Origin of the sequence: Promicromonospora thailandica (assembly GCF_024171955.1) — a bacterium.
Classification (GTDB): domain Bacteria; phylum Actinomycetota; class Actinomycetes; order Actinomycetales; family Cellulomonadaceae; genus Promicromonospora; species Promicromonospora thailandica.
Genome location: NZ_JAMTCS010000001.1, coordinates 187,040 through 201,909, shown reverse-complemented (window position 1 = coordinate 201,909; position 14,870 = coordinate 187,040). Strand labels below are relative to the sequence as shown.

General features: G+C 75.2%; 13 protein-coding genes and 1 tRNA gene. 9 read left to right on the top strand and 5 right to left on the bottom strand.

Features of this window, described 5'->3' with window-relative positions:
* The first annotated feature begins 8 nt into the window (after positions 1 to 8).
* The 4 genes from APR03_RS00965 (at position 9) to APR03_RS00950 (ending at position 3,997) form a co-directional block, all read left to right on the top strand.
* Complete coding sequence (locus APR03_RS00965) at positions 9 to 950, top strand: ABC transporter permease (protein ID WP_253831876.1); 942 nt, start codon at positions 9 to 11, stop codon at positions 948 to 950.
* Positions 947 to 1,795 carry an ABC transporter permease gene (locus APR03_RS00960; protein ID WP_372494721.1) on the top strand — a complete coding sequence of 283 codons (849 nt, stop codon included), beginning with the start codon at positions 947 to 949 and terminating at the stop codon, positions 1,793 to 1,795. The genes APR03_RS00965 and APR03_RS00960 overlap by 4 nt, the downstream gene beginning before the upstream one ends.
* Positions 1,792 to 3,438: a dipeptide ABC transporter ATP-binding protein gene (locus tag APR03_RS00955; protein ID WP_253831874.1), complete on the top strand. Its 1,647-nt coding sequence runs from the start codon at positions 1,792 to 1,794 to the stop codon at positions 3,436 to 3,438. Before APR03_RS00960 ends, APR03_RS00955 begins: the two co-directional genes overlap by 4 nt.
* A gap of 220 nt (positions 3,439 to 3,658) precedes the next feature.
* On the top strand, positions 3,659 to 3,997 hold the full coding sequence (locus APR03_RS00950; RefSeq protein ID WP_253831872.1) for a YciI family protein: 339 nt from the start codon (positions 3,659 to 3,661) through the stop codon (positions 3,995 to 3,997).
* Between the two features lie 136 nt (positions 3,998 to 4,133).
* On the opposite strand, the gene APR03_RS00945 is transcribed toward APR03_RS00950, so the two are convergent.
* Together APR03_RS00945 and APR03_RS00940 are read right to left on the bottom strand one after the other, a co-directional pair.
* Positions 4,134 to 5,729, bottom strand: a complete 1,596-nt coding sequence (locus tag APR03_RS00945; RefSeq protein ID WP_253831870.1) for an ATP-dependent DNA ligase — start codon at positions 5,727 to 5,729, stop codon at positions 4,134 to 4,136.
* A 62-nt stretch (positions 5,730 to 5,791) separates the two neighbouring features.
* Positions 5,792 to 6,514, bottom strand: coding sequence for a TetR/AcrR family transcriptional regulator (locus APR03_RS00940; protein WP_253831868.1), 723 nt, complete (start codon positions 6,512 to 6,514; stop codon positions 5,792 to 5,794).
* Between the two features lie 90 nt (positions 6,515 to 6,604).
* On the opposite strand from APR03_RS00940, the gene APR03_RS00935 reads away from it, so the two are divergent.
* Together APR03_RS00935 and APR03_RS00930 are read left to right on the top strand one after the other, a co-directional pair.
* The gene (locus tag APR03_RS00935) at positions 6,605 to 7,477 is read left to right on the top strand and encodes an NmrA family NAD(P)-binding protein (protein ID WP_253831866.1); all 873 of its coding nucleotides are present in this window, start codon (positions 6,605 to 6,607) and stop codon (positions 7,475 to 7,477) included.
* Between the two features lie 129 nt (positions 7,478 to 7,606).
* Positions 7,607 to 8,464 (top strand): SDR family NAD(P)-dependent oxidoreductase, encoded by an 858-nt coding sequence (locus APR03_RS00930; RefSeq protein WP_253831865.1) that lies wholly within the window; start codon positions 7,607 to 7,609, stop codon positions 8,462 to 8,464.
* 85 nt (positions 8,465 to 8,549) lie between these two features.
* Here APR03_RS00930 and APR03_RS00925 read toward each other — a convergent pair whose 3' ends face one another.
* Genes APR03_RS00925 through APR03_RS00915 form a run of 3 tightly spaced genes read right to left on the bottom strand, consistent with a single transcriptional unit; the run spans position 8,550 to position 11,287 of the window.
* Positions 8,550 to 9,638 carry a winged helix DNA-binding domain-containing protein gene (locus tag APR03_RS00925; protein ID WP_253831863.1) on the bottom strand — a complete coding sequence of 363 codons (1,089 nt, stop codon included), beginning with the start codon at positions 9,636 to 9,638 and terminating at the stop codon, positions 8,550 to 8,552.
* A gap of 49 nt (positions 9,639 to 9,687) precedes the next feature.
* Positions 9,688 to 10,581, bottom strand: coding sequence for an alpha/beta fold hydrolase (locus APR03_RS00920; protein ID WP_253831861.1), 894 nt, complete (start codon positions 10,579 to 10,581; stop codon positions 9,688 to 9,690).
* Positions 10,582 to 10,606: 25 nt separating this feature from the next.
* Entirely contained in the window at positions 10,607 to 11,287 is a 681-nt protein-coding gene (locus tag APR03_RS00915) for a TetR/AcrR family transcriptional regulator (RefSeq protein ID WP_253831859.1), read from the bottom strand.
* Between the two features lie 153 nt (positions 11,288 to 11,440).
* Between APR03_RS00915 and APR03_RS00910 the strand changes: the two genes are divergently transcribed.
* From APR03_RS00910 to APR03_RS00900, 3 genes are all read left to right on the top strand, one after another.
* Positions 11,441 to 11,517 (top strand) — tRNA-Arg (locus tag APR03_RS00910).
* Between the two features lie 64 nt (positions 11,518 to 11,581).
* On the top strand, positions 11,582 to 13,261 hold the full coding sequence (locus tag APR03_RS00905; protein ID WP_253831857.1) for a GTPase: 1,680 nt from the start codon (positions 11,582 to 11,584) through the stop codon (positions 13,259 to 13,261).
* Positions 13,258 to 14,838, top strand: a complete 1,581-nt coding sequence (locus APR03_RS00900) for a GTP-binding protein (RefSeq protein ID WP_253831855.1) — start codon at positions 13,258 to 13,260, stop codon at positions 14,836 to 14,838. Before APR03_RS00905 ends, APR03_RS00900 begins: the two co-directional genes overlap by 4 nt.
* Positions 14,839 to 14,870: the final 32 nt, after the last annotated feature.

Here is a 14,870-nt window from a genome sequence, read left to right as displayed (position 1 = left end):
GGAGGCCGGTGCCGGGAACCCGGCGCTGGCTGCTCCTGCGGGCGGGCGGCGTGCTGTTCGTGCTCTGGGCGTCCGCGACCATCACGTTCTTCGCGCTCCGGCTGGTTCCCGGCGACCCCGCCGAGGCCATCCTCGGCGGGCCCGGCTCCCAGGCCGGGCCCGAGGCCCTGGAGCAGGTGCGTCGCGAGTACGGCCTCGACCGGCCGCTCGCGGTCCAGTACCTCACCTACCTCGGGCGGCTGGTCAGCGGTGACCTGGGGCAGTCGTACTCCCTGCACAAGCCCGTGGCGACGGCGATCGGGGAACAGCTCGGCGCCACCCTCACGCTCGCGGTGTGCGCGCTCGCGCTGGCCTGGGTGCTGGCCTGCGCGCTCGCGGCCTGGAGCGTGCGGGGCGGCCGCGTCGCCTGGGCGATCGGCTCCGGGCTCGAGCTCGTCGCGGCGGCCGTGCCCCACTTCTGGCTCGCGACCGTGCTGATCCTGCTGTTCAGCACCACGCTGGGCATCCTGCCGCCGGTCAGCGTGCCGGGGCCGCTCGGCGTCGTGCTGCCCGCCCTCACCCTGGCGGTGCCGCTCGCCGGCTTCCTGGGTCAGGTGATGCGCGAGTCGCTGCTGACCGCGATGGAGTCGCCGTTCGTCACCACCGCGCGGGCCCGTGGCGAGAGCGAGGTGCGCATCTTCTGGCGGCACACGCTGCGGCACGCCGCGATCCCCGCCGTCGGCCTGTCCGGCTGGGCCTTCGGGTCGCTGATCAGCGGTGCCGTGGTGGTCGAGGCCGTCTTCGCGCGGCAGGGCCTGGGCCGCAGCCTGCTCTCCGCGGTACAGCTGCGCGACGTCACGCTCGTGACCGGCATCGTGCTCGTCGTGGCGCTCGCGTACACCGTGATGACCCTGGTCACCGACGTCGCGGACCGGCTCGTCGACCCGCGCACGCGGGCGGTGGCGCGGTGAGCGGCGTCGGGCGGTCCGGGGCAGGCCGCCGGGCCGCCGGGTTCCGGCCCACCGTCGCCGAGGCGCTCGCCGGCCTGGTGCTCGTGCTGCTGCTCGTGGCCGCGATCTGGCCGGGCCTGCTCGCGCCGGGGGACCCGCTGGCCGTGTCGCGCACCGAGGCGTTCCAGCCGCCGTCGCTCGCGCACGTCTTCGGCACGGACGAGTCCGGCCGCGACATCTGGACGCGCGTGGTGCACGGGGCCGCGGAGTCGCTGCGCATCGGCGCGCTGGCCACCGCGATCGGCATCGGGCTGGCCACGGTGCTCGGCCTGCTCGCGGGCCTCGGGCCGCGCTGGCTCGACTTCGGCACCACGCGGCTGGTCGAGGTGCTGTTCGCGTTCCCCGGCCTGCTGCTGGCGCTGTTGTTCATCGTGGTCACGGGTCCCGGGGTGCTGAGCTCCACCATCGCCGTCGGCCTGGCGACCGCGCCCGGCTACGCCCGCATCATCCGGTCCCAGGTGCGGCGGACGGCGTCCGCCGAGTTCGTCGAGGCCGCCCGCGTGCTGGGCCGGGGCCGGGTGTGGATCGTGACGCGGCACGTGCTGCCCAACGTCACGGCCGCACTGTTCGTGCTCGCGACCCTGGGGCTGGGCCAGGCGGTCATCTGGGTGTCGTCGCTGAGCTACCTCGGCCTGGGCGCCGTGCCGCCCGCCGCGGAGTGGGGCGCGATGCTCGCCGCTGGCCGCACCTACATCGCCAGCTTCTGGTGGATGACGTTCTTCCCCGGGCTCGCGATCGTCGCCGCCGCGGCCGCCGCGACGGTGCTCGGCCGCGGCATCCAGAAGCGGAACAGGAGCGCGTCATGAGCGAGCCGGTGCTTCGCATACGTGACCTGGCGGTCAGCTTCGGCGGACGCCGGGTGGTGGACGGCGTCAGCCTCGAGGTCGCGGCGGGCGAGTGCGTGGCGATCGTCGGTGAGTCCGGCTCGGGCAAGAGCGTCAGCGCGCGCAGCGTCCTCGGCCTGGCGGGCGAAGGCGCCCGCGTCACCGCCACCGAGCTGACCGTGGCGGGCGAGCCGGTGCTCGGCCTGCCCGGGCGACGCCTGCGGCGGCTGCGCGGCGGCACCGTGGGCTTCATCGCGCAGGACGCACTCGTCTCGCTCGACCCCCTGCGCCCGGTCGGCCGCGAGATCGGCGACACCCTCGCCCTGCACACCGACCTCGGCGCCGCCGCCCGACGCGAGCGCACCCTCGAGCTGCTGCGCCGCGTCGGCCTGGACGACCCCGAGCTGCGTGCCCGCCAGCGCCCCGGCCAGCTCTCCGGCGGCCAGCGGCAGCGCGCCCTCATCGCGGCGGGCATCGCGGGCGAACCGCGCCTCGTCATCGCCGACGAGCCCACCACCGCCCTCGACCAGCCCGTCCAGGCCGGTGTGCTGCGACTGCTCGGTGAGCTGCGCGACGAGGGCACCGGGGTGCTGCTCATCAGCCACGACCTGTCGGTGGTCCGGGGCGTCGCCGACCGGGTGCTGGTCATGACCGACGGCGTGCTCGTCGAGGAGGGCACCCCGGCCGAGGTCTTCGAGCACCCGCACCACCCGTACACGAAGGCGCTGGTCGCCGCCGTCCCGGCGGGCCGCCCCCGCGGCACCCGGCTGTCCGCGCCGCCCACCGATTCCGCCGCCGAACGTAGGGATGATCGGTCTTCCGGCGCCGGGACACCGACGACTCCTACGCTCGACGACCCGGCCACGGGGGTGCTCATGGAGGTGCACGGGGTGCGGCGGGTGTTTCATGTCGGGGCACGGGACATCGTCGCCGCCGACGACGTCTCGTTCACCCTCCGGGCCCGGCGCACCCTCGGGCTGGTCGGCGAGTCGGGCTCCGGCAAGTCGACCACCGCCCGCATCCTGCTCGGCCTCGAGCCCCCCGACGCCGGCGCCGTCACCCTGCTCGGCGAACCCTGGAGCCCGCTGCCCGAGAAGGCCCGCCGCACCCGCCGTCCGCTCGTCGGCGCCGTGTTCCAGGACGCGCTCAGCTCGTTCGACCCCCGCTGGACGGTCGGCGCCGTGCTCGCCGACGCGCTCACCCGCGGCCGCACCGTCCGGCCCGGACGCGTGCGCCGCGAGATCACGGAGCTGCTGGGCACCGTCGGTCTCGACCCCGACGTCGCCGACCGCCGTCCGCTGCACCTTTCGGGAGGTCAGCGGCAACGCGTGTCGATCGCCCGGGCGCTCACGGGCGACCCACGGGTGCTCGTGCTCGACGAGCCGGTCTCCGCCCTCGACGTCTCCGTCCAAGCCCAGGTGCTCGACCTGCTCGACCGGCTCCAGCGCGAGCGGGACCTCGCCTACCTGCTCATCACGCACGACCTCGGCGTCGCGCTGCACATGAGCGACGAGATCGCCGTGCTGCAGGAGGGCCGCATCGTGGAGCGGGGGCCGGCGTCGAGCGTCTTCGCGGACCCGCAGCATCCCTACGCCCGCCGGCTGCGGGACGCGGTCCGGCCGTAGCTCGCTCTCGTCAGCCCGGGCCGGTGCTCCGCGCGTCGAGGCGGCTCCGGGAAGACGGTTGCTCCCGCGCGTGTGTTGCTCTGGGTAGACAGCGTCTACACAGAGCAACACGTCTGCGAGAGCACGTCGCTTGCCGCGGCCGATGAGTTCCGCGGGTACCGGCCGTCTGCCGCCGGTACAGCGATCGACCCGACCCGCTGACCGGACCCGGAGGACTGCGATGACGCGTTACCTGATCTCGTTCGACGACGGCGCGATGACGTTCCCCGAGGAGGACCTGCCTGCCGTGGCCGAGGCCTCGCACGCGGTGGTGCGAGCCGCCAAGGATGCCGGGGTGTGGATCTTCGGCGCCGGCCTGCAGCGGCAGCAGGCGAGCGTCGTCGCCACCGACGGCACCGTGACCGACGGGCCCTACCCCGAGACCAAGGCCGTGCTCGGCGGGTTCGCGATCATCGAGGTGCCCACGCGCGCGGAGGCCCTGGAGTGGGCGGCCCGGATCGCCGAGGGCTGCCGCTGCGCCCAGGAGGTCCGGGAGCTGATGTACGACCCGGAGTCCTGACCGGCCCGCTCACCGCGGTCACCTGTGCGGCAGCACTTCGAGACCGAGGTTGCTTCGTCTTGGAGCCGCTCAAAGCGGAGTAACCTCGGTCTCGAAGGTGATCGGTGGCGGGTCGCGGGTGGCCGGAGCCGCGGCGTCAGGCGAGGTACGAGCGGACCGTGTCGATCGTGTCGGCCTCCGCCGGGGACTTGTCGTCGCGATAGCGGATCACGCGCGCGAAGCGGAGCGCGACGCCGCCGGGGTAGCGCGGCGACCGCTGCACGCCGTCGAACGCGATCTCCACGACCTGTTCCGGGCGCACGGTCACGACCCACCCGTCGTCCTCGACCTGCAGCTCCCGGAACCGCTCCGTCTGCCAGGCCAGGGTCTCGTCGGTCATCCCCTTGAACGTCTTGCCCAGCATGACGAAGCCGCCCTCCGGGTCCCGCGCCCCGAGGTGGATGTTGGACAGCCAGCCCTGGCGCCGGCCCGAACCCCGTTCGACGCCGAGCACCACGAGGTCGAGCGTGCGGCGCGGCTTGACCTTGACCCAGCCCGCGCCCCGCCGTCCGGCCGCGTAGGGCGCGTCCAGGGTCTTGACCACCACACCCTCCTGGCCCTCGGCGAGTGCTCCGGCGAAGAAGTCGGCGGCGGCCTCGGCGTCGCCGGTCACCAGGCGCCGCACGGTGTGCGGCGCGGCCACCTCGTCAAGGACGGCGAGCCGGTCGCGCAGCGGGGCGTCGACCAGGTCCTGCCCGTCCGCGTGCAGCACGTCGAAGAAGAACGGGGTGAGCCGGAGCCGGGCCGCGAGCTCCGCCTCGGCCGATGCGCCGCGAGCCGATGCGCCGCCCGGCCCACCACCGGACTCGCGCGTCGCCGAGCGGGCCGCGGTCTCCTGGAACGGTCGCGGCACGCCGTCGTCGCCCACGGCCAGCGCCTCGCCGTCGAGCACGAGCCGCCGGGTCGGCAGGGCCCGCACCACCTCGACGATCTCCGGGACGCGTGCCGTGATGTCGTCGAGCGACCGGGTGACGACGAGCACGTCGTCGCCGTCGCGGTGCACCTGGATGCGGATGCCGTCGAGCTTGACGTCGACGCAGAGGTCGGCGGGTGCGCCGCCCGAGCCGAGCTTCTCGAACGCCGCCCCGATGTCGGAGGCCGACTGCGCCAGCATCGGCCGCACCGGGCGGCCCACCTCGAGCGTGAAGCCGGCCAGGGCCGCGAGCGGGTCGTCGGCGAGCAGGACGGCGCTCGCCACCGGCCCGGTGGCGCCGCGCATCATGACGGCGCGGCGGACGGCGTCGGCGGGCACCTGCGCGGCCTCGGCGACCGCGTCGACCATGACCGAGTCGAGCGCGCCCTGGCGCAGCTCGCCCGAGACGAGCCCGCGCAGCAGCGCCTGCTCGCGCTCGGTGGCGGCGGCGAACAGCTCCGTGGCCGACGTCGACCGCGCCTGCGCGGAGCCCGGCCCCTCGAGCTCGGCCATGGCGGCGAACGCGGCGTCGACGTGGTGCACCGTGAGCGTGGGCGCGTCGGCGGGCGGCGGCAGGTCGCGCAGCGCGGCGTAGCCGAGGCCCGTGCGGCGCTGGCGGAGCGTCCCGGACAGGTAGGCCACGACGATCTCGAGGTCGTCGGACGCGTCGGGGGAGGCCGCGGAGCGGCGCAGCAGGTCGGCGAGGGCCGCCCGCTTGGCCAGCCGTGAGCGCGTGGCGGCGACGGCGTCGGACGTGGCGGCGACCTCGGCGAGCAGCATGCTCCATCTTGGCCCGGCCGGGCGCGGCCCGCAGCGATGTGCTCCCGGATCCGGTCCCGGCGTCAGCGTGCGACGCGCTCGAGCCACTCCCGCAGCACGTGCCGCTCGCCGTCGGACAGGGCGGTCAGCGCGTCGAGGTGCGCGTGGAGCGTGGTGGCCGCGGCGACGGGGCCGGCCGGGCCGGGGGCGTGCTCGTCGGTGGTGATGCGGCCGATCACCATCTCGCGGTTGGTCGCGGACAGGCCGGTGTCGCGCTCGTCCTCGGGCCGGTCGAGGAGCGTGAGCACCGTCCCGGTGGCGACGGAGTGCAGGATGCCGCCGGCGAGGTCCTCCGAGACGGCGAGGCGGCCGGCCGCGGCGACGTCGTGCACGGTCGCCCGCATCATGCCCAGGGCGGCGACCGCGGCGGGCGAGGTGTGCGCCGGGCGTGGGTCGCCGTACATGAGCGCGAACAGCGCCGGGTTGTCGAGGCCGAACCGCACGTGCCGGTCCCAGCCCGCGCGCAGGCGCTCGACGGGGTCGCCCTCCGGTCGGCGGGCCGCCTTGTCGGCGTAGTAGGTGGCGAAGCCGTGCTCGGCGACGGCGTCGAGGAGGCCGTCCTTGTCGCCGAACAGCCGATAGATGGCGGGGGGCTTGGTGCCGGCGGCCGCCGCCACGGCCCGCGTGGAGACGGCCTCCCGCCCGCCCTCGGCGAGCAGGCGTGCCGCGGCTCGCACGATACGGGTGCTGACGGCGGCCGTGGCGCCGTCGTCGGGTGCCGGGCTCGGGGCGGTGGAGGAGGCCATGGTTCCGATGGTATCGGGCCCGTGGTAACGCTGCCCGGTTCCGGTGGTATCGTTCATCTGGTTCCACTGATACCAGAGAGAGGGCGCATCATGATCGTCATCACGGGAGCGACCGGGCGGCTCGGCGGCGCGGTCGTCGAACGGCTGCTGGACCGCGTGCCGGCCGCGGAGGTCGGCGTCGCGGTGCGGGACGCGAGCAGGGCCACGCACCTGGCGGACCGCGGGGTGCGCGTCCGCGAGGCCGACTTCGCGGCGCCCGAGACCCTGCCGCACGCCTTCGACGGCGCGACCCAGGTCCTCGTCGTCTCCGGCCCCGCCGACGCGGAGCTGCACCGTCCCGTGCTCCGGGCGGCGGTGGCGGCCGGAGCCGAGCGCGTGCTGTACACCAGCCACCAGGCCGCGGACCCGGCGTCCGCCTTCGCGGCCACCGTCGAGCACGCCCGGACCGAGCGTGACCTGGCGGAGGCGGGGGTCGCGTACACCGCGCTGCGCAACGGCTACTACGCGGTGAGCGCCATCCAGCTCATGGGGCAGGCCCTCACCTCGGGCCGGCTCGTGCTGCCCGAGGACGGACCGGCGTCCTGGACCGCGCACGCCGACCTCGCCGACGCGGCGGTGGTCGCGCTCACCGGGCCGGGGCGGCTCGACGGCGTGACGCCGCCGCTCACCGGGCCGGAGCTGCTCGACTTCGAGCAGCTCGCGGCCATCGCCTCGGAGGTCACCGGGCGCGAGATCGAGTACGTGCGGGTGCCCGACGACGAGTGGCTGGCCGGTGCCCGGGCGTCGGGGATGACCGAAGAGCTGAGCAGGTTCTTCCTCGGCATCTTCGTCGCCGCGCGGCGGGGCGAGTTCGCGGTCCTCGACCCCACCCTGGAGCAGCTCGTCGGACGGCGGCCCGCGACGTTCCGGGACGTGCTCGCCTCGACCCTGGACGCGGCGCCGCGGCCTGCCGGCCGAGGGTAGGACGCTGCGTCCTGGTCACGCGCGGTCCAGGACGCGGCGGGCCTTCTATGGCCCTCCGGAGGGCGTGTTACCGCGGAATGCTGGAACACGTCGGCAGGAACGCCGACCCCGTTCCACAAGGAGACCACCATGACCTACCCCACCGACCGTCCCGCCACCTGGTTCGTCACCGGCGCTTCCCGCGGTCTGGGCCTCGAGCTCGTCAAGAAGCTGCTCGAGCGCGGTGACAACGTCGCCGCGACGACCCGCTCGACCGAGCGCCTCGTCGGCTCGCTGGAGGGCACCGACACCACGCGCCTGCTCCCGCTCGCGGTCGACCTCGGTAGCGAGCCGGAGGTCGTCGCCGCGGTGAACAGCACCAAGGAGCGTTTCGGCACCATCGACGTGGTGGTGAACAACGCGGGCTACGGCTTCCTGGCCGCGGTCGAGGAGGTGTCCGACGCCGAGGTGCGCTCGATGTTCGACGTGCAGATCTTCGGCGCCTGGAACGTGCTCCGCGCCGTGCTGCCGGGCTTCCGCGAGGCGCGCAGCGGCCACGTCATCAACGTGTCGTCCATCGTGGGCCTGCTGGCCTTCCCGGGCTGGGGCCTGTACGCCGCCGGCAAGTTCGCGCTGGAGGGCCTGACCGCCTCGCTGGCCGGTGAGGTCGCCGACTTCGGCATCAAGGTCAACCTGGTCGAGCCGGGCTACATGCGCACCGACTTCCTGCGTCCGGTCTCGATCGGCCTGCCGGAGTCGACCACGGACGCGTACCCCGCCGTCCGCGAGATGGTCGAGCAGCACCTGGCGATGCCGGGCACGCAGCTCGGTGACCCGGCCAAGGCCGCCGAGGCGATCATCACGGTCGCGACCACCGGCGAGGCCCCGATCCACCAGCTGCTCGGCTCGGACTCGCTCGGCCTGGCCGAGGCCCGCGTCAAGGGGCTGACCGAGGCCATCGACGCCTCGCGCGCCCTCGCGGTGACCACGGACATCGCCGGCGTCTGACGCCGACCGCCCCTGCGGGCGCGAACGATCCCGCCGGGGGCCGGCACGGCCGGCCCCCGGCGCGTTCGTGCCCGGACCCGTGCGCTCAGCCGTGACGCCACGCCGCGACGGCGTCCTCGACCGCCGCACGGGTGCCCGCGGCAGCCGACGGGACCAGCTCGTAGGCGGGCTCACCCTTCTTCGGTGCCCTGCGCCAGGTGCCGACGAGGCGCCCGTCCAGGAGGACCGCCGGCCGGAAGATGCCGTTGGAGTACGGCACGACGAGCCGCATGGTCTCCTCGTCGGCCACCAGAGTGCGGTCCTGGTAGCCCAGCACCGTCTCGTCGAACCCGGGCACGAGCACCACCCCCACGGGTCCGGGGCTGTGCCGCACGGGCGCGGCGAGCATCGGGCGCCCGTCCACCACCACGTCGGCCAGGGCCTCCGGGTGCTCCTCGCGGGCCGCCGCGACGGCCGCGCGCACGGGCACCTTCGGGAGCCCGAGCCACCAGGCGAGGTCGTCGGCCGACGCCGGACCGCGCGCGACGAGGTACGAACGGGCGATGCGGCGCAGGGCGGCGTCGGGCTGCTCCGGGGCCGCGGGCCGCGGCGTCGGGACCATGACCTGCTGCGCGCCCGCGAACGGTCCCCAGTGCAGCAGGCCGCGCAGCGCCAGCGTGACGATCAGGTGGTAGCTGCGCTGCCCCTCGACGGGGACGCCGGCGTCCCGCCAGCGTTCGGTCATCGCGGTGCGGGTGACGCCGCCGTCCGGTCCCGGGTCGGCGAGCGCCTCGCGGGCGACGGCCTCCGCGCGGTCCACGACCGCGTCGTCCAGGCCCTCGGCGTCCCGGACGCGCCGGCCGGTGTGCAGCATGCGCTCGCCGGTCAGCGACACGAGCGCCGCCAGGTCGCGCGGGGTCGTGGCGAACAGGGTGCCGCGCTGGGTCCACCCGCGCACGAGGTCGCCGGCGTCGAAGGCCGCGCGCACGTCGTCGACCGTGGTGCCGGGCCGCGACCGGAGGGCGATGGCGCGCAGCACGGCGGGCAGGTCCTGACCCTGCAGTGCGACCATGCGGCGCACGACGTCGACGGGGCCGTCGTCGGCCCGCGACGGGTCGGCGGGCGCGACGCCCTGGGCGTGCAGGCGGAGCCTGCGCGCGACGTCGGGTGCGAGCGGGACCGGTGCCACGGACATGCCCGCCAGGTTACGTGCCACCCCTGACACGCCCCGGGCCGGGGTCGCCTCAGCCGTGCGGGTCGAGCGGGTCGAGCGTGGTGGCCAGGAAGTCCCGGGTGAGCCGGGTGAACGCGGCGGGCTGGTCGTAGGTGACGATGTGCCCGGCGTCCGGCACGGTGACCAGGCGTGAGCCGGGCGCCGCCGCGGCCGCCGCGGACAGCTCCGCGGCTCCGACGAGCGTGTCCCGGTCGCCGCGCACCCAGAGGGTCGGGGCGGCGAGCCGCGGGAGGTCGGGCAGGAGGTCCAGGCGCATCGAGAAGGGCCCGTAGGCCCGGACCTGCCAGTCGTCCAGGGCGGGCTCGCCGTGCCGCTCCTTGGCCCGGGCCTCCTCGACCGCCAGGTCGACGATGTCCTCGAAGCCGGGCGTGCTCGCCCCCGCCGTCAGGCTGGTCGCGAGGGACCTGCGGACGGCCTCGGGGTGCCGGGCCAGGTAGCGGGTGGTCAGGCGCAGGGCGCCCGGGGTGCGCAGGAACAGCCAGGTGAGCAGCTGCGCCCGGCGCCGTGCGCCGATGCCGCCCGGGCCGACGGCGACCAGGGCGCTGACCCGGTCGGGCCGGTCCAGGGCGTAGCCCACGCCGACGCCCGCGCCCATGGACAGGCCGACGATCGCCACGCGGGGCAGGTCGAGCGCGTCGAGCAGGTCGTCGAGGAAGCGGCGGTGGAAGGCGTCGTCGAGCACGCCGGGCCAGGGCCGGCTGCCGCCGTGCCGGGGCAGGTCCACGGCGTGCACGCGGTACGACGTCGCGAGCGCGGGCCCGACGTGGCGCCAGACGCCCTGTGCCGTGTCCAGCATGGCGCCGTGCAGCAGCAGCACCGGTGGCCCCGCGTCGCCGGCCCGGTAGAGCCGCACCGGACCCCCGGAGACGGTCAGGTCGGTGGGGCTGTCGAAGAGGTCGGTCATGAAGCGCTCCTTCGTCGGGGTGGGCTCAGGCCGGGCCGAGCAGACCGAGCTGGGCGTCGAGGCTCTCGAGCAGGGCGAGCTGCGCCGCGCGCGCGGCGTCGGGGTCGGCGGGTCCGCCGGCGGCCAGCCCGCGCCCCACGAGATCGGCGAACAGGTCCACCGCCGCGGACAGGTCCTCGGCGCTGGTCGCGCCGAGCACCCCGGGCGCGTGCACCATGCCGAGCGTGAACAGGCTCAGCACCCGGACGACCGTGGCGGCCGGGACGTCCGGGTCGAGCACGCCGGCGCGCTGCAGGCCGGTCACGTAGTCCGCGAGCCAGCCCATCCGGCGCAGGTACCGGTCGTCGGCCACGTCGTGCACGTGCCGGCCCAGCACGCCCTCGTCGCCCAGGTAGAGCGCGCGCATCAGGGGGTCGCCCAGGAGTGCGTCGACGCCGAAGCGGTACACCGCCGGCAGGTCCACCAGGCCGGGGGAGCCGAGGACCCGCGCGTGCACCTCGGCGGTGAGGGCGCGCGCGGACCGGGTCAGCACGCCCGCCAGGATCGCGGCCTTGTCGGCGAACTCCAGGTAGACGGCGCCCTTGCCGATGCCGGCCCGGGCGGCGACGTCGGCCACCGTGACGTCTGCCCAGCCGCGGTCGAGGACCAGCTCGCGCGCGGCGTCGAGGATGCGCCCGCGCCGGTCGGCGATGCGGGGACGGGGCACGGAACCTCCGTAGTGACTGGATCATGAGTTCGGGTCACTACGGAGCCTACAGGAGGCCCGGGGCGGGGTTGCCGGATGCCGCGACGTCCTTGGTCGAGGCCGCTCTTCGCGCGGGTCAAGCCCAGGCCGACCTAGGCTAAACTCGGTCCGCTTGCCTCCGTAGCTCAGCTGGATAGAGCGGGTCACTTCTAATGACTAGGTCGCGGGTTCGAATCCTGCCGGGGGCGCCATTTCCTGCACACCAACCGCGTGGCACGGCTTGGCAGAACGTTCTTGACCTATCAGGATGAAGCCGTGACTCCAGGAACACGCTCCGCAGTGCTCGGACGTCGGGGTGGTGTGGACCCGAACGTTGCGGAGCAGCTCGGCTTCACGGTGCACGACGTCGTGCAGGACCTGCGCCGCGACGTCGCCACAGCGACGCTGCCCCTGCCCATCGACGGCGCGGACGAGGCCGAGGCCTCCCGCGAACGCCTGCTGGCACAGCTCGACGAGCACCTGCTGCCCCGCCTGGCCGAGCTGTCCAGCCCGGCCGTGGTCGTGCTGGCGGGCTCGACGGGCGCCGGCAAGTCCACCCTCTTCAACAGTCTGCTGCGCGAGGAGGTGTCCGAGGCGGGCGTGCTGCGACCCACCACCCGTGAGCCCGTGGTGGGCGTGCACCCGCGTGACGTCGACACGCTCACGCCCGGCCCGGTCACCGAGCTGGCCCGGCTGGTCAAGCACGAGGGCGTGCAGCGCGGCACCGCGCTGATGGACGCGCCCGACCTGGACTCCTTCCTGTCGGAGAACCGCTCCACGGCGCACCAGCTCCTGGAGGCCGCCGACCTGTGGCTGTTCGTCACGACCGCCGCCCGCTACGGCGACGCCCTGCCCTGGCAGGCCCTGGACCGGGCCCGCGAGCGGGGCGCGAGCGTCGCGATGGTGCTCAACCGCGTGCCCCGGGAGAACCTGACGACGATCCGCGCGGACCTCAACACCCGCCTCAAGGAGCGCGGGATGAAGGACGTCCCGCTGTTCATCGTGCCCGACGTGGGCCCGCACGAGGGGCTGCTCGACCACAGGCTCGTCGAGCCCATCCAGCGCTGGCTGGGCCTGATGGCCGGCCCCGAACGGTCCCGGACGATCATCCTGCGCACCCTGAAGGGCGCCCTCGGGGCGCTGCCCGACTGGGTCATGGGGCTGGTCTCCGCGGTGGAGCAGCAGGGCACGGCCGCGTTCGACCTGCGCAACGCCGTGCAGGCCGTGGTTCCCGACGCCCAGCTCGCCGCGCGCACCGCGGTCCTGTCCGGGGCAGCCGGCGAGGGCACCGTGGCGGCGCGGTTCGCGGAGCTCGCGAGCACCCGCAACATCGCCCGCGTCACCGTCCGCGAGGGGGTCACGCGCACCACCAAGCGGGCCGGCAAGGCCCGGGAGGCCGCGCTCGAGCTCCTCCGCGAGGAGATCGAGGCGGCCGCGGCCCGCGCCGTCGTGGCGGCCGGCGTGCGCACCGAGGAGAGCCTGCGGTCGGTCCTGTCGGGTCCGGGTGCCCCGCCCGCCGGGGAGCTGCTCCTGGACTCCGACCCCGAGCGGGCCGCCGAGCGGCTCGCCCGCGGGCAGGAGACCGCGGGGGAGTGGTGCCGGCTCGGCGACGAGCTCGTGGGCAAGCTGGACGTCGCGGCCGCGGAAAGCCCCGACTTCGACGCGGAGGACCGCGCAGCGGGCGCACGCAAGGCGTTCGGCGACCGCGGGCTGGCCACCCTGCTGCTCGGCACGGCGCTGGGCAACGAGGACTGCGCGCGGCTGGTCGACCGGGTCCTCGGCGAGATCACCGGGGACCAGATCGAGTCGCTTCGCGACGACCTGGCGGACAAAGTGGCGCTAGCGGTTGCGGAAGAGGCCCGTTCTGTCCAGAGTGCCCTTGACGTCCCCGCCCTCGCCGATGACGCGGCCGCACCGCTGCGCGTGCGGCTGGCCGAGCTCAGGAGGCTGACATGACGAGCCAGGATGCGACGCTGGGCGCGCGCACGGAGGACCTCGGCCGCGCGCTGCAGATCGCGGGGTCGCGCCTCGCCGACGCCGTCTTCGGCAAGGTCGCCAGCTCCGTCGCCGGCGTGCGCGAGCGGCTGGCGCTCGGCGTCGACCACACCGTCGTGGCGCTCGCGGGCGGCACGGGGTCGGGCAAGTCGAGCACGTTCAACAAGATCTCCCGCCTCTCGTTCGCGGACGTCGGCGTCAAGCGCCCCACCACCGCCAAGGTCACGGCCTGCTCGTGGAGCGACGACGCGTCGGCGCTGCTCGACTGGCTGGGCGTCGAGCGGGAACGGCGCATCACGCGGGCGGGCGAGCTGGACGCGGCCGACGAGGCGAGCCTGGCCGGGCTGGTGCTGCTGGACCTGCCGGACCACGACTCCGTGGCGCCGGGGCACCGCGACGTCGTCGACAAGGTGCTGCCCCTGGTCGACCTGCTCGTCTGGGTCGTGGACCCGCAGAAGTACGCCGACGACGCCCTGCACACCGGGTACCTGCGCGACTCCTCGGGCATGCAGGCGTCCACCGTGGTGGTGCTCAACCAGATCGACACGGTGCCCGTGGGGCAGCGCGACAACCTCGTCAACGACGTCAAGCGGCTGCTGCGGGACGACGGCCTGGACGACGTGCCCGTGGTGGCCGCCTCGACCAAGACGGACATCGGCATCGCGGACCTGCGCGGCCTGCTGGAGCAGACCGTCGCCCGGCGGTCCGTCTCGGCGGGGCGGGCCGCGGGCGAGCTCGACGCCGCCGCGGCGCTCCTGCTCAGCCAGACCCCGGCGGAGGTGCCCTGGCACATCGACACCGTGCTGGAGCGCGAGGTGGACGCCCTGGCCCGGGCGGCGGGGCTGGAGTCGGTCGCGGCGCAGGTGGCCGCGGCCGTGCGCAACGGGTACGGGTCGCCGGAGTTCCGCGCGCCCGACGCCGACGCCACGGCCCTGTCCCGGTCACGGTGGCTCACCGGCGCGGGGGAGGCGCTCAAGCCCGGCTGGCGGCGCTCGCTCGCCTCGAGCGTCGCGAGCGCGCAGGACCTCGCGACCGCGGTGGCCACGGCGCTGCAGGGCATCAGCCTCGACACCCGGGGGCCGACGACGCAGCGCCTGACCCGGCGGCTCGCGCTCGGGTTCGTGCTGCTCGCGGTGGTGCTGGGCCTCGCGACGGTGCTGGCCGCGGTGGACGTGCTGCCCGCGGGCGACACCTGGACCACGGTGCTGGGCGTGCTGGCCGTCGCCGCCGCCGTGACCGCGCTCGTGGTGTTCCTGGTGGGGATGCAGGTACGGCGCGCCCTGGCGAGCCGCCGGGAGCAGGGCGTGATCGCGTCGGGCCGGGCGGCGCTCGAGCGCGTGCTGCGGCAGACGCTCGGCGTGCCCACCCAGAAGCTGCTCGACGAGCACCGCGCGGTCCGCGAGCTCGCACAGAGCGCGCGCGACGACGGACCCTCCGCACCGCTGCGCCTGGAGCAGAGCGTGACCACAGGTGGCCGTCCGGGGCCGTCGTCCACAGGTACCGTCCGGCTGACCGACCTGGGTCCCGTCCGCGCCTGATGCTGGGTACGGACCGGCCGCTGGGGCCGGTC